Origin of the sequence: Lutibacter sp. B1, assembly GCF_012524075.1 — a bacterium.
Lineage (GTDB): Bacteria > Bacteroidota > Bacteroidia > Flavobacteriales > Flavobacteriaceae > Lutibacter.
Genome location: NZ_JAAZUI010000012.1, coordinates 89010 through 103368 on the forward strand (window position 1 = coordinate 89010; position 14359 = coordinate 103368).

Genomic DNA, 14359 nt, shown 5'->3' on the forward strand with positions numbered 1-14359 from the left:
TGTTGTTTTATCCTTTAAATACTTTTTCTAAAGAAACTCCTCTCTCTTGAGCAATCATTCTAGCACTACGCAGTTGTAATAAAGCGTCAAATGTAGCTTTAACAACATTATGAGGATTTGATGATCCTTGCGATTTTGAAAGTACGTCATGAACACCTACTGATTCAAGTACTGCACGTACTGCTCCACCAGCAATAACTCCTGTACCATGTGAAGCCGGCTTTAAAAATACTTTAGCTCCACCAAATTTACCTTTTTGTTCGTGAGGTAAAGTTTGATTGATAATCGGAATTCTTACTAAATTTTTCTTTGCATCTTCAATTGCTTTTGCAATTGCAGAAGCTACATCTTTAGATTTACCTAAACCGTGACCTACTACACCGTTTCCATCTCCAACTACAACAATAGCTGAAAAACCGAATGCTCTACCACCTTTAGTTACTTTAGTAACTCTTTGAACACCTACTAAATGATCTTGTAGTTCTAACCCGCTAGGTTTTACTCTTTCTACGTTACTGTATTTTTGATACATAATTTATTAAAATTTTAAACCTGCTTCTCTTGCAGCGTCTGCTAGAGCTTTAACCCTACCGTGATACAAAAATCCATTTCTATCAAATGCAACTGTTTCTACTCCTGCATTAATTGCTTTTTCAGCTATACTTTTTCCAACTGATTTAGCAACATCAATTTTAGTTCCTGTTGATTCGATTTCTTTATCTCTAGATGATACTGAAACTAATGTATTTCCAGTGTTATCATCTACTAATTGAGCATAAATTTCTTTATTACTTCTAAACACAGATAATCTTGGTTTAGTTGCTGTACCAAATACAACTTTTCTAATTCTATGCTTAATTCTTTGTCTTCTTTCAAGCTTTGATAATGCCATAATACTATAAATTATTATGCAGATTTACCTGCTTTTCTTCTTAATACTTCTCCTTTAAATTTAACTCCTTTTCCTTTATATGGCTCAGGCTTACGGAAAGATCTAATCTTAGCCGCCAAAGCACCTACAAGTTGTTTATCATATGAAGTTAATTTAATAATTGGATTTTTTCCTTTTTCTGAAATAGTTTCAACTTGTATTTCAGGAGCTACATCAATAATTATGTTGTGAGAAAAACCTAAAGCTAAGTCTAATACTTGCCCTTGATTACTTGCTCTATAACCTACACCAACAAGCTCTAATTCTTTTGTCCATCCTTTTGAAACTCCAATAATCATATTATTTATTAAAGCTCTGTATAAACCATGTTTTGCTTTATGGATTTTACTATCTGATGGTCGTTCTAATACAATACTACCATCTTCAGCTTTAACACTAATATCATCAGTTATTTCTTGAGTTAACTCTCCCAACTTTCCTTTAACAGTTACTACATTTTCTTTAATATCAAATGTAATACCTTCTGGTAAAGTGATTGGGTTATTTCCTATTCTTGACATTTTTCTCTAGTTCTTTATTAATATACGTAACATAAAACCTCTCCACCAACATGCTCTTTACGAGCATTTTTGTTAGTCATAACACCTTTTGATGTAGAAACTATTGCTATACCTAATCCGTTTAAAACTCTAGGCATTTCATCAGCACCAACGTATTTACGTAATCCTGGAGTACTTACACGTTGTAATTTTCTAATTACTGAAGCCTTAGTTACTTTATCGTATTTCAAAGCTATTTTAATAGTACCTTGAACTTTATTGTCTTCAAATTTATAACTTAAGATATAACCTTGATCAAATAAGATTTTAGTTATTTCTTTTTTAATTTTTGAAGCTGGTATTTCGACAACTCTATGGCCTGCCATAATTGAATTTCTAACTCTAGTTAGATAATCTGCGATTGGATCTGTGATCATATTTATTAATTTGCGGTTTTGGTTTTCAGTAGTATACTGAACCTTAAACCAATTTATAATTTTACCAACTTGCTTTTTTAACTCCTGGTATTAAACCTTGGTTTGCCATTTCACGAAATGTTACACGTGATATACCAAACTGTCTCATGTACCCCTTAGGTCTTCCTGTTAATTTACAACGGTTGTGTAAACGAACTGGCGATGCATTTTTAGGTAATTTCTGTAATGCTTCATAATCTCCGGCTTCTTTTAAAGCTTTGCGTTTATCAGCAAATTTTGAAACTAACTTTTGTCTTTTAACCTCACGGGCTTTCATTGATTCTTTAGCCATTCCTTAATTCTTTTTAAATGGTAAACCTAATTCACTTAATAATGATTTTGCTTCTTTATCAGTTTGAGCAGATGTTACAAATGTAATATCCATACCACTAATTTTGTTCACTTTATCAATATCAATTTCTGGGAAAATGATTTGTTCAGTAATTCCTAAATTGTAGTTTCCTCTACCATCAAAACCATTTGCTTTTATTCCGTTGAAATCTCTTACACGAGGTAAAGATGCTGTAACCAATCTATCTAAAAACTCATACATTTTCTCTCCACGTAAAGTAACTTTAGCTCCAATTGGCATTCCTTTACGTAATTTAAAAGTTGCAACGTCTTTCTTAGATATGGTTGATATTGCTTTTTGACCTGAAATTTTAGTCAATTCATCAACGGCATAATCAATTAATTTCTTATCGGCTACCGCTGCTCCAACTCCTTTACTAATTACAATTTTTTGTAATTTAGGAACTTGCATTACATTTTTGTAGCCAAATTCTTCAGTAAGAGCTTTTATAACTCTACTTTTATACTCTTCTTTAAGTCTTGGTATATAAGCCATAACTAAATTGCTTTATCAGATTTTTTAGAAAACCTAACTTTCTTATCGCCTTCTATTCTATAACCTACTTTTGTTACTTCTCCATTTTCAAGTAACATTAAATTAGATAAGTGAATTGAAGCTTCCTTTTTAACAATACCTCCTTGTGGGTTTTGTGCGCTAGGTTTTGTATGTTTAGATATCATATTAACACCTTCAACAATTGCTCTATTTTTGTCAGAAAAGATTTTTACAACTTTTCCTTCTTCTCCTTTATGATCACCTGCCATAACTCTAACAGTATCTCCTGATTTTATCTTTAACTTCATAATCTTACTTGTTTATTAAAGCACTTCAGGTGCCAATGATACAATTTTCATAAATTGTTTTTCACGAAGTTCTCTTGCAACAGGACCAAATACACGTGTTCCTTTCATTTCTTCAGAAGCATCTAACAATACACAAGCATTGTCATCAAATCTAATATAAGATCCATCTTTTCTTCTGATTTCTTTCTTCGTTCTAACAACTACTGCTCTAGAAACTTGACCTTTTTTTACCGATCCGTTTGGTGTAGCATCCTTAACAGTTACTACAATTTTATCACCGATAGAGGCATATCTCTTTTTTGTTCCTCCTAAAACGCGGATAACTAAAACTTCTTTAGCTCCTGTGTTATCTGCTACTCGTAATCTTGATTCTGTCTGTAACATAATTATTTTGCTCTTTCTAGGATTTCTACTAACCTCCAACGTTTTGATTTACTCATCGGACGTGTTTCCATTATTTTAACAGTATCTCCAATATTGCAATCATTTTTCTCATCGTGTGCAACATATTTTTTAGTGCTTAACACGAATTTTCCGTACATAGGGTGTTTCACTTTTTTTACTTCAGAAACAACAATGGACTTTTCCATTTTGTTACTTGAAACTACACCTATTCTCTCTTTTCTAAGATTTCTTTTTTCCATCTTTACTACTGAATACAATTATTGTAATTCTCTTTTAGTTAATTCTGCAGACACTCTTGCTACAGTTCTTCTAATTGCTCTCAATTGCATTGGAGTTTCCAATGGTGATATTGCGTGAGCCATTTTAAGATCAGTATAACTCTTTTTTAAACTTCCAAGTTTATCTTGTAACTCTTCAGTTGATAATTCTATAATTTCAGATTGTTTCATTTTGTAATCGATTATTAAGCGTTATCAAAATCTCTAGCCACAACAAATTTTGTTTTCACAGGAAGTTTTTGTGCTGCTAATCGTAAAGCTTCTTTTGCTATATTCATAGGTACACCACCTACTTCAAACATAATTCTACCCGGTTTAACTACGGCTACAAAATATTCAGGAGCACCTTTACCTTTACCCATACGTACTTCTAATGGTTTTTTAGTAATTGGCTTATCTGGAAATATTTTAATCCATAATTGTCCTTCCCTTTTCATATATCGAGTTGCAGCAATACGAGCTGCTTCAATTTGACGAGATGTAAGTAAATTCTGTTCCAAAGATTTGATACCAAACATTCCATTTGAAAGTTGGTGTCCTCTTTGCGAATTTCCACTCATATTGCCTTTCGCCTTCTGTACTTTACGATATTTTACTCTCTTTGGCTGTAACATTTTACCTTCTAAATTTTAAAAATTTATTTTCTTCTACGAGCTTGTGATTTCTTTGCTCCTCCTCTATTATCACTCTTTCCTTGTTTTTTAGAAAGACCAACTAGTGGTGACAATTCTCTTTTACCATAAACCTCGCCTTTCATAATCCATACTTTAACACCTAATCGGCCATAGGTAGTATGAGCTTCTACAAGTGCATAATCAATATCTGCTCTAAAGGTTGATAAAGGGATTCTACCTTCTTTATAATGCTCTGAACGCGCCATTTCAGCACCATTTAAACGACCTGATATTTGTACTTTAATTCCTTCTGCATTCATACGCATAGTAGCCGCGATAGCCATTTTGATAGCTCTACGGTATGAGATTCTATTCTCAATTTGTCTTGCTATACTTTCAGCTACTAAACGAGCGTCTAATTCCGGGCGTTTAATTTCAAAAATATTGATTTGTACTTCTTTACCAGTAATTTTTTTAAGTTCTTCTTTTAACTTGTCCACCTCTTGTCCACCTTTTCCGATAATAATACCAGGTCTAGCAGTAGTGATAGTAACGGTTACAAGTTTAAGTGTACGCTCAATAATTACTTTAGAAACACTTGCTTTTGATAATCGGGCATATACATACCTTCTTATTTTATCGTCTTCTGCAATTTTATCTCCGTAGTTTCTTCCTCCATACCAGTTAGAATCCCATCCTCTGATAATGCCTATTCTGTTTCCTATTGGATTTGTTTTTTGTCCCATTTCTACTTATGATTAATTGCTTACGTTTTTACTTCCTAAGATTAAAGTTACGTGATTAGAACGTTTTCTAATACGATGTGCACGACCCTGAGGTGCTGGTCTTAATCTTTTTAACATTCCTGCGCTGTCTACAAAAATTTCTTTTACAAATAAACCGGCATCTTCTATATTTGAATCCTCATTTTTTGCTTGCCAGTTTGCTATTGCACTTAGTAAAAGCTTTTCAAGGTTAATTGAAGCTTCTTTTGAATTAAATTTTAAGATCTGAAGTGCTTTTTCAACCTCAACTCCTCTAACTAAATCCGCTACTAAGCGCATTTTTCTTGGTGATGTAGGACAACCTGTAAGCTTAGCGAAAGCTAATTGCTTTTTTTCCTCTTTTATCTGCTGTGCTCTTATTTTTTTACGAACTCCCATGATTACCTACTTATTTTTTTCCTTTATTTTTTGCACCTGCATGTCCTCTATATGAACGCGTTGGTGAAAATTCTCCTAATTTATGACCTACCATATTTTCAGTTACATAAACCGGAACAAATTGACGCCCGTTATGAACTGCAATTGTTTGTCCAACAAAATCCGGTGTTATCATTGATGCTCTTGACCAAGTTTTGATAACAGATTTTTTTCCAGATTCTATATTTGTTTGAACTTTCTTTTCAAGTTTACGAAAAACGTAAGGTCCTTTTTTTAATGAACGTGCCATATCTCAATTATTTTTTTCTACGTTCTATAATATATTTATTACTCGCCTTAGTCTTAGATCTTGTTTTGTACCCTTTAGACGGTATACCGTTTCTAGATCTAGGATGTCCTCCTGACGAACGTCCTTCACCACCTCCCATAGGGTGATCAACAGGGTTCATCACTACCGGTCTTGTTCTAGGTCTTCTTCCTAACCAACGTGTTCTACCAGCTTTTCCAGAAACTAATAATTGATGGTCTGAATTAGACACAACTCCTATTGTTGCCGTACAAGTTAAAAGAATCATTCTAGTTTCTCCTGAAGGTAACTTAATAGTTGCATATTTCCCCTCTCTTGCCATTAACTGAGCAAAAGAACCGGCACTACGAGCGATAACAGCCCCTTGACCCGGATGTAACTCAATACAAGAAATTGTAGTTCCTAAAGGAATGTCTTTTAATAACATTGTGTTTCCGATATCTGGAGTAGCTCCATCACCAGAAATTACTGTTTGCCCTACTTGTAATCCATTTTGAGCTATTATATATCTCTTATCTCCATCAGCATAAGATAGCAATGCTATAAATGCTGTACGGTTTGGATCGTATTCAATAGTTTTAACAGTTGCAGGAACACCATTTTTATCTCTTTTAAAATCGATAATACGGTATTTTTTCTTATGACCACCACCAATATAGCGCATAGTCATTTTCCCTTTGTTGTTTCGACCTCCAGATCTTTTTTTCGGAGCTAATAAACTTTTCTCCGGCTTATCAGTAGTTACGGTGTCGAACCCGTTCACTACTCTAAAACGCTGACCTGGTGTTATTGGTTTTAATTTTCTAACTGACATTTTTATCTTTTCTTAGATATTGCTATAAAAATCAATATTTTCTCCTTCAGCCAACTGAACTATAGCTTTTTTATAAGCTCCAGATTTTGCTTGAACAATTCCACTTTTAGTGTATTTTGTTTTACGATTTACTGGGTAATTCATAGTTTTAACACTTTCAATTGAAACGCCATAAGCTTGTTCTACAGCTGTTTTAATTTCAAGTTTGTTAGCTTTCTTATCTACAACAAAAGCATAACGATTAAATAATTCGCTATCATTTGTTGCTTTTTCCGTTATAATAGGTTTAATTAAAATACTCATTTCTGTTACCTATTTACTTAAATTAGATTCAATTCCTTCTAATGAACCTTCTGAAAGGATCACTTTATTTGCATTTAACAATTCGTAAGTACTTAGCCCTGTGTTAGTTACAGTTTTTAAACTTTTTAAATTGCGCGATGACAAATATACATTATTATTTGGTTCAGCCAACACAAATAAAGATTTTTTGGTTTCTAAACCAAATGCTTTTAAAACTGCAGTAAAGTTTTTAGTTTTTGGAGCATCAAAATTAAAGTCTTCTACAACTATAATATTATTCTCTTTTGCCTGAATACTTAATGCAGATTTACGAGCTAATCTTTTTAAATTTTTATTTAATTTAAAAGAATAATCTTTTGGTCTTGGTCCAAATATTCTACCACCACCTCTAAAAACAGGAGATTTAATACTTCCCGCACGAGCTGTACCTGTACCCTTTTGTTTTTTAATTTTTCGAGTACTTCCAGAAATTTCAGCTCTTTCTTTAGCTTTGTGAGTTCCTTGTCTTTTATTAGCCAAATATTGCTTTACATCTAAATATACAGCATGATTGTTTGGCTCAATTCCATATACAGCATCAGAAAGTTCAACTTTTCTTCCTGTATCTTTTCCTTGTATGTCTAAAACTGATACTTTCATTATTTCTGAATAATTACATAAGCGTTTTTGTGACCAGGAACACATCCTTTAACCACTAGTAGATTTTTTTCAGCAACTACTTTTAAAACTCTTAAATTTTGAACTGTAACTTTACTTCCTCCCATTCTACCAGCCATACGCATTCCTTTGAATACTCTCGCAGGATACGATGCAGCACCAATAGAACCTGGAGCTCTTAAACGGTTATGTTGACCATGCGTTGCTTGTCCAACACCACCAAATCCATGGCGTTTAACAACACCTTGAAAACCTTTACCTTTAGAAGTTGCTGAAACATCAACAAATTCTCCTTCTTTAAAAAGCTCAACTGTAAGTTGATCTCCTAAATTATGCTCTTCTTCAAATCCTTGAAATTCGACAACTTTTTTCTTGGCAACGGTTCCTGCTTTTTTAAAGTGACCGTCTAAAGCTTTATTAGAGCTTTTTGCCTTTTTGTCATCGAAACCAAGTTGAAGGGCTTTGTACCCGTCTACCTCTTCGGTTCTGACTTGGGTAACTACACAAGGACCTGCTTCAATAACTGTACAAGGAATATTTTTCCCGTTTTCATCAAATAAGCTGGTCATTCCGATTTTTTTTCCTATTAACCCAGACATTTTAATTTAATTAAATTATTATTTTTATTTTTTATTCCAAAAAAACAGGGTCAAAATACTTCAACCCTGAATGTATTTTTTCCGTTTTTCCTTCGTCAATCGCTCCGGACATGTTATCGAAAGCTAACTTTCGATATTTAAAGTACTTAAACTTTAATTTCTACTTCAACTCCACTTGGTAGTTCTAACTTCATTAGAGCATCAATAGTTTTAGATGATGAACTATAAATGTCTAATAATCTTTTGTAAGAACTTAATTGAAATTGTTCTCTAGATTTTTTGTTTACGTGTGGTGAACGTAATACTGTAAAAATCTTTTTGTGAGTTGGTAATGGAATTGGTCCATTTACAACAGCTCCTGTATTTTTTACCGTTTTTACAATTTTTTCAGCAGATTTATCTACTAAATTGTAATCGTACGATTTTAATTTTATTCTAATTTTTTGACTCATCGTTAATAATTTAGAGATTAACCTTTAGCTTTAGTTATTACTTCTTCTGCAATGTTTGATGGAGTTTCAGCATAATGTGAAAATTCCATTGATGATGTTGCTCTACCAGATGATAATGTTCTTAAAGTAGTTACATAACCAAACATTTCTGATAAAGGTACATTCGCTTTTACAACTTTTGCACCTGCTCTGTCATCCATTGAGTTAACTTGACCTCTTCTTCGGTTTAAATCACCTACAACATCACCCATATTTTCTTCTGGAGTAACAACTTCTAATTTCATAATTGGCTCTAAGATTATAGCTTTTGCAGCTTTTGCTGCAGCTTTGAATCCCATTTTTGCTGCTAATTCGAATGATAATTGATCCGAGTCAACTGCGTGGAATGAACCATCAAATAAAGTAACTTTCAAACTATCAATCTCGTACCCGGCTAAAGGTCCGTTTTTCATAGCTTCTTTAAATCCTTTTTCTACTGAAGGAATATATTCTTTAGGAATATTACCACCTTTAATTTCATTAACAAATATTAAACCTGTTTCGTTTTCAGCAGCAGGCTCAATAGTAAATTGTATATCTGCGAATTTACCACGACCACCAGATTGTTTTTTATACACCTCTCGATGTTGAGCTTTTGCGCTTATCGCTTCTTTGTACTCAACCTGTGGTTGTCCTTCGTTCACTTCAACTTTAAATTCACGTTTTAAACGATCAACAATAATTTCCAAATGTAATTCGCCCATTCCGGAAATAATAGTTTGACCTGAAGCTTCATCAGTTTTAACAACAAACGTAGGATCTTCTTCAGCTAATTTACTTAAAGCCATTCCTAATTTATCAACATCAGCCTTTGTTTTTGGCTCTACTGCAATACCAATTACAGGCTCAGGAAAAGACATAGATTCTAACACTATAGGATGTTTTTCATCACAAAGCGTATCCCCTGTTTTAATATCTTTAAACCCTACAGCAGCTCCAATATCACCAGCTTCAATTCTTGCAATCGGCTCTTGCTTATTCGCATGCATTTGGTAAATACGTGAAATACGCTCTTTTTTACCGGAACGAGTATTCAACACATAAGAACCTGCATCCAAAAATCCTGAGTAAGCACGGAAAAATGCTAAACGACCAACAAATGGGTCTGTTGCTATTTTAAATGCTAATGCTGAAAAAGGTTCTTTGATATTTGGTTTTCTAAAAGCGGCTTCTTCAGTATCAGGATTAACACCTTCTATAGCTTCAATATCTATAGGTGAAGGTAAAAATCTCATTACAGCATCAAGCATGGCTTGAACACCTTTATTTTTAAATGCCGAACCACACATCATTGGAATGATAGACATATCTATTGTTGCAGCACGTAAAGCAGCAATAATTTCGTCTTCAGTAATAGAATCTTCATCTTCGAAGAATTTCTCCATCAACTCCTCATCATATTCTGCCACTGCTTCAACCAATTGAGCTCTGTACATTTCTACATCCTCTAACAATTCAGCAGGAATTTCAATTTCCTCATAAGTCATACCCATATCATCCTCATTCCAAACTATTGCTTTCTTTGAAATAAGATCAACAACACCCTTGAAATCAATTTCGTCACCAATAGGCACTTGTAAAGGAACAGGATTACCTCCCAACATTTCTCTAACTTGTTTACAAACATTAAAGAAATCAGCTCCCTGACGGTCCATTTTATTAACAAAACCTAAACGAGGTACTTTATATTTATCCGCTTGTCTCCAAACTGTTTCAGATTGAGGTTCTACTCCATCCACCGCACTAAACAACGCTACAACACCATCTAACACACGTAAAGAACGTTCTACTTCAACAGTGAAGTCAACGTGACCCGGTGTATCAATAATATTAACCGCATATGTTTGTCCTCTATACAACCAATTACAATGCGTAGCTGCCGAAGTAATTGTTATACCCCTTTCTTGCTCCTGCTCCATCCAGTCCATTGTTGCTGCACCATCATGTACCTCTCCTATTTTATGAGAAACTCCCGTATAATAAAGGATACGCTCTGTACAAGTTGTTTTACCTGCATCAATATGAGCTGCAATCCCAATGTTTCTTGTATATTTTAAATCTCTTGCCATTTTCTAATTATAATTAAAATCTAAGGTGAGAGAATGCTTTATTAGCATCAGCCATTTTATGAACATCAATTCTTTTCTTAACAGCAGCACCCTCTTCTTTTGCTGCGGCTAAAATTTCAGCAGCTAAACGCTGAGCCATTGATTTTTCATTACGTTTTCTTGAATATGAAATCAGCCATTTTATTGCCATAGACACCTTACGGTCAGGTCTAATCTGCATTGGTATTTGAAAAGTCGCCCCACCTACACGACGGCTACGAACTTCAACTTGAGGCATTACATTTGATAATGCATCTTTCCATATTTCTAAAGATGATTTCTCTTCATCTTGTTTCTTTTGTTCTACTATCTCCAAAGCATCATAGAACACTTTAAAGGCTACAGATTTTTTACCATCCCACATTAAGTTGTTTACAAAACGTGTTACTAATTGATCATTAAACTTTGGATCTGGTAAAAGAACTCTTTTTTTCGCTCTTCTTTTTCTCATGTCTTTACATTAAAGTTTTTTAAAATTACTTTTTAGGTGCTTTTGTACCATATTTAGAGCGACGCTGAGTTCTTCCATCAACACCGGCAGTATCTAATGCACCACGTACAATATGATACCTAACTCCTGGTAAATCTTTAACCCTTCCACCTCTAACTAATACTATCGAGTGCTCTTGTAAATTATGCCCTTCTCCAGGGATGTAAGCATTCACTTCATTACCATTTGTTAACCTTACCCTTGCTACTTTACGCATAGCTGAGTTAGGTTTTTTTGGTGTTGTTGTGTAAACACGCGTACATACACCTCTACGTTGAGGACATGAATTTAAAGCAGCCGATTTACTCTTCTTAGTTATTTTGGTTCTTCCTTTTCGTACTAATTGCGAAATTGTTGGCATACTAAAATTTGTTATTAATTACTTTTAAATTTTTTATAAGCTCTTTTCTAAGAGTTTGCAAATGTACAAATAATTTCTTGTTATTCAAATAAGTGTATATTTTATTTTTTAAAAATCTTTTGAACCTCAATATACACAACACCACGAAGCTATTTTAAACAAAAACAAGTCTCATTTAAATCACCACAAAAAAAATCACCACAAAGTCGTGTTTTAAAATAAATTATCTTTAATGTAATAACATTTTATGTGATATTTTTTTATTTTTTTATGATTTTAAACATATTATTTATATTAATTTAACATTTTTTATGTTTTTTTTTAAATAAAATTGGAGTTTTAACAAATTATTAAGATTTTTGACCCAATTAATTCAAATAATTTATAAGAATGAAAACAAAGTTTAATGGTTTTTTAACGCTGCTATTGGCGTTATCAGTGCAAATTTCATTTGCACAAGTAAAAACTGTTTCCGGTATAGTTTCCGATGCAAGCGGACCTCTACCTGGAGTAACAGTTGTAGTAAAAGGTACTAATACAGGTACTCAAACAGATTTTGACGGAAATTATTCAATTAAAGCTTCTGCTGGGGATATCTTACAGTTTAGTTTTATTGGTATGCATGTTACTGAAAAAACTGTTGAAACTGCCAATGTAATAAATGTACTTATGCAAGAAAGTGCCCAAGCATTAAAAGAAGTAGTTGTTACCGGACTTGGAATCAAAAGAGAAAAACAAGCTTTAGGTTATGCTGTTTCTAATGTTGCAACTGAAGATTTGGAGCAACGATCAGAAGGGGATGTTGCTAGAGTTTTAAGCGGTAAAGCATCTGGAGTACAAATTCAGCAACAAAGTGGTATGTCAGGGTCAGGAACAAGTATTATAATTAGAGGAATGAACTCTTTCAGTGGAAGTAACCAACCTCTATTTATAGTTGATGGAATACCTTTTAGCAGCGACACAAACGCTCAAGGAGACTTTGTTGACGGAAATAATGGCTCTAGCAGGTTTTTAGACCTTGATCCAAACAATATAGAAAGTGTAAATGTTTTGAAAGGTTTAGCTGCAGCAACACTTTATGGTACTGAAGGTAGAAATGGGGTGATTTTAATCACAACTAAATCTGGTAGTTCTAAAGGTGGACCAAAAAAGACTGAGATAACCGTTAGTAGTTCATTATTTTTAAATGAAATAGCTTCAATGCCAAATTATCAAAATGAGTTTGGTGGAGGATATGACCAAGCATTTGGATGGTTTTTTAGTAACTGGGGACCAAGTTTTGAAAAAGAGGGCCCTGCAGGATGGGGCAATAGTAGTTCATTTGACGAAAATGGTACTTTAGCACACCCTTATTCAACTGCATCTCCCGCTACAGGTATTCCTCAAGCATTTCCTGAATTTGCTGATGCCCGTTACGAATGGAAACCTTACGAAAGTGTTGAAAACTTTTTTAGAACCGGTGTTGTTAGAACAACAAATATTAATGCCAGAGGATCATCTGGCGATGGTAATATTTCATATAATGTAAACTATGGTAATTTAGACGATCAAGGTTTTACTAGAGGAAATCATTTAACACGTAATACTTTTAGTTTAGGTGGAAATGCAAAACTTTCAAATAAATTTACTGTGAACGGTACCTTAAATTATACTAGAACTGATTTTAAAACTCCTCCTGTTGCAGCCGGTTATGGTAGTAACGTTGCAGGTGAAAATGCATCTATATTTGGAAACGTTTTTTACACTCCGAGAAGTGTTGATTTAATGGGGCTTCCTTATCAAAATCCAATTACCGGAGAATCAGTTTATTACAGACAAAATAATAGTATACAACATCCTTTATGGACTGTACATAACGCTGCAAACATCCAAAAAACACATAGAACCTTTGGAGGTGCAACTTTACTTTATGAAATTAACGACAATCTAAATATTTCATACCGTTATGGATTTGATATATATAGTGAAAACAATGTGAATTATTCAAATAAAGGTGGCAAAACGGGTAGTGTAGCTAACCAATCAGGCGTATATGATACTTGGAACAATACTAAAACAATTGACGACCACAATATAACATTTAGTGGTAATTATGATTTAACCGACGATTTAGATTTAGCCTTCTCTATTGGAGGAACTTCAAGAAGAGATGTTTTCGACCAAAATGGTGTTGCAAGTACAGGTCAACAAGTTTTTGGTGACACTGTTTCACAAAGTGTGTAAGTATAAAATATCGAGGGTTTAGCTAATTATAGCTGGACCCTTTTTTCAAATATGACAAGGAACTGATTTAGGATAATGCCCCAATTTTGGATTGGCATTGACCATTTTTTGGTAGCTTCTCTCAAAGCCAAATATACGGATTTCATTACAGATTGATCAGAAGGGAATGAAAGTTTGTTTTTGGTGTACTTTCGGATTTTCCCATTCAGATTCTCAATAATGTTCGTTGTGTAGATTATTTTTCTGATTTCCAGGGGAAATTCAAAAAATACGGTCAGGTCTTCCCAATTGTCTTTCCAGCTTTTAATGGCGTAGGAATATTTATCTTCCCATGCGGCTGCAAAATCGTCCAAAGCAGCCCTGGCGGCTTCTTTTGTGGGTGCATTGTAAATATGTTTCATATCCCTTGTAAATGCTTTTTTGTCTTTCCAAACAACGTACCTGCTGGCGTTTCGGATTTGATGGACCACACAAATCTGGGTTT

Annotated in this window: 24 protein-coding genes; 1 reads left to right on the forward strand and 23 read right to left on the reverse strand. The window is 33.8% G+C overall.

What is annotated here, in order from left to right:
* Positions 1-7 precede the first annotated feature (7 nt).
* The 22 genes from rpsE to rpsL form a co-directional block, all read right to left on the reverse strand.
* Complete coding sequence (gene rpsE, locus HGB55_RS08740; RefSeq protein ID WP_168816513.1) at positions 8-532, reverse strand: 30S ribosomal protein S5; 525 nt, start codon at positions 530-532, stop codon at positions 8-10.
* Positions 533-538: 6 nt separating this feature from the next.
* Complete coding sequence (gene rplR / locus HGB55_RS08745; RefSeq protein ID WP_168816514.1) at positions 539-892, reverse strand: 50S ribosomal protein L18; 354 nt, start codon at positions 890-892, stop codon at positions 539-541.
* Positions 893-906: 14 nt separating this feature from the next.
* Positions 907-1452 carry a 50S ribosomal protein L6 gene (gene rplF / locus HGB55_RS08750; protein WP_168816515.1) on the reverse strand — a complete coding sequence of 182 codons (546 nt, stop codon included), beginning with the start codon at positions 1450-1452 and terminating at the stop codon, positions 907-909.
* Positions 1453-1469: 17 nt separating this feature from the next.
* The gene (rpsH, locus tag HGB55_RS08755; RefSeq protein ID WP_168816516.1) at positions 1470-1868 is read right to left on the reverse strand and encodes a 30S ribosomal protein S8; all 399 of its coding nucleotides are present in this window, start codon (positions 1866-1868) and stop codon (positions 1470-1472) included.
* A gap of 61 nt (positions 1869-1929) precedes the next feature.
* Positions 1930-2199 (reverse strand): 30S ribosomal protein S14, encoded by a 270-nt coding sequence (gene rpsN / locus HGB55_RS08760; RefSeq protein ID WP_168816517.1) that lies wholly within the window; start codon positions 2197-2199, stop codon positions 1930-1932.
* A gap of 3 nt (positions 2200-2202) precedes the next feature.
* Positions 2203-2754, reverse strand: coding sequence for a 50S ribosomal protein L5 (rplE, locus tag HGB55_RS08765; protein WP_168816518.1), 552 nt, complete (start codon positions 2752-2754; stop codon positions 2203-2205).
* 2 nt (positions 2755-2756) lie between these two features.
* Positions 2757-3065, reverse strand: a complete 309-nt coding sequence (rplX, locus tag HGB55_RS08770) for a 50S ribosomal protein L24 (RefSeq protein WP_168816535.1) — start codon at positions 3063-3065, stop codon at positions 2757-2759.
* A 12-nt stretch (positions 3066-3077) separates the two neighbouring features.
* Entirely contained in the window at positions 3078-3446 is a 369-nt protein-coding gene (gene rplN, locus HGB55_RS08775) for a 50S ribosomal protein L14 (RefSeq protein ID WP_168816519.1), read from the reverse strand.
* Positions 3447-3448: 2 nt separating this feature from the next.
* Complete coding sequence (gene rpsQ / locus HGB55_RS08780) at positions 3449-3706, reverse strand: 30S ribosomal protein S17 (RefSeq protein ID WP_168816536.1); 258 nt, start codon at positions 3704-3706, stop codon at positions 3449-3451.
* A gap of 18 nt (positions 3707-3724) precedes the next feature.
* Positions 3725-3916 carry a 50S ribosomal protein L29 gene (rpmC, locus tag HGB55_RS08785; protein WP_168816520.1) on the reverse strand — a complete coding sequence of 64 codons (192 nt, stop codon included), beginning with the start codon at positions 3914-3916 and terminating at the stop codon, positions 3725-3727.
* Positions 3917-3930: 14 nt separating this feature from the next.
* Positions 3931-4359, reverse strand: coding sequence for a 50S ribosomal protein L16 (rplP, locus tag HGB55_RS08790; protein WP_168816521.1), 429 nt, complete (start codon positions 4357-4359; stop codon positions 3931-3933).
* 23 nt (positions 4360-4382) lie between these two features.
* Complete coding sequence (rpsC, locus tag HGB55_RS08795) at positions 4383-5105, reverse strand: 30S ribosomal protein S3 (RefSeq protein WP_168816522.1); 723 nt, start codon at positions 5103-5105, stop codon at positions 4383-4385.
* Between the two features lie 12 nt (positions 5106-5117).
* Positions 5118-5522: a 50S ribosomal protein L22 gene (gene rplV, locus HGB55_RS08800; RefSeq protein ID WP_168816523.1), complete on the reverse strand. Its 405-nt coding sequence runs from the start codon at positions 5520-5522 to the stop codon at positions 5118-5120.
* 10 nt (positions 5523-5532) lie between these two features.
* Entirely contained in the window at positions 5533-5811 is a 279-nt protein-coding gene (rpsS, locus tag HGB55_RS08805; RefSeq protein ID WP_168816524.1) for a 30S ribosomal protein S19, read from the reverse strand.
* A gap of 7 nt (positions 5812-5818) precedes the next feature.
* Complete coding sequence (rplB, locus tag HGB55_RS08810; RefSeq protein WP_168816525.1) at positions 5819-6643, reverse strand: 50S ribosomal protein L2; 825 nt, start codon at positions 6641-6643, stop codon at positions 5819-5821.
* Between the two features lie 12 nt (positions 6644-6655).
* Positions 6656-6946, reverse strand: a complete 291-nt coding sequence (rplW, locus tag HGB55_RS08815) for a 50S ribosomal protein L23 (protein WP_168816526.1) — start codon at positions 6944-6946, stop codon at positions 6656-6658.
* Positions 6947-6955: 9 nt separating this feature from the next.
* Complete coding sequence (gene rplD / locus HGB55_RS08820; RefSeq protein WP_168816527.1) at positions 6956-7585, reverse strand: 50S ribosomal protein L4; 630 nt, start codon at positions 7583-7585, stop codon at positions 6956-6958.
* Positions 7585-8202: a 50S ribosomal protein L3 gene (gene rplC, locus HGB55_RS08825; protein WP_168816528.1), complete on the reverse strand. Its 618-nt coding sequence runs from the start codon at positions 8200-8202 to the stop codon at positions 7585-7587. The genes rplD and rplC overlap by 1 nt, the downstream gene beginning before the upstream one ends.
* A gap of 146 nt (positions 8203-8348) precedes the next feature.
* Positions 8349-8654, reverse strand: a complete 306-nt coding sequence (rpsJ, locus tag HGB55_RS08830) for a 30S ribosomal protein S10 (protein WP_070237956.1) — start codon at positions 8652-8654, stop codon at positions 8349-8351.
* Positions 8655-8671: 17 nt separating this feature from the next.
* Positions 8672-10762, reverse strand: coding sequence for an elongation factor G (fusA, locus tag HGB55_RS08835; RefSeq protein WP_168816529.1), 2091 nt, complete (start codon positions 10760-10762; stop codon positions 8672-8674).
* Between the two features lie 13 nt (positions 10763-10775).
* Positions 10776-11252 (reverse strand): 30S ribosomal protein S7, encoded by a 477-nt coding sequence (rpsG, locus tag HGB55_RS08840; RefSeq protein WP_168816530.1) that lies wholly within the window; start codon positions 11250-11252, stop codon positions 10776-10778.
* A gap of 25 nt (positions 11253-11277) precedes the next feature.
* Positions 11278-11652 (reverse strand): 30S ribosomal protein S12, encoded by a 375-nt coding sequence (rpsL, locus tag HGB55_RS08845; protein WP_068206887.1) that lies wholly within the window; start codon positions 11650-11652, stop codon positions 11278-11280.
* A gap of 390 nt (positions 11653-12042) precedes the next feature.
* On the opposite strand from rpsL, the gene HGB55_RS08850 reads away from it, so the two are divergent.
* Positions 12043-13875, forward strand: a complete 1833-nt coding sequence (locus HGB55_RS08850; RefSeq protein WP_168816531.1) for a TonB-dependent receptor plug domain-containing protein — start codon at positions 12043-12045, stop codon at positions 13873-13875.
* A 26-nt stretch (positions 13876-13901) separates the two neighbouring features.
* Here HGB55_RS08850 and HGB55_RS08855 read toward each other — a convergent pair.
* A partial coding sequence (locus HGB55_RS08855) for a transposase (RefSeq protein WP_168816532.1) occupies positions 13902-14359 on the reverse strand: 458 nt, incomplete at its 5' end.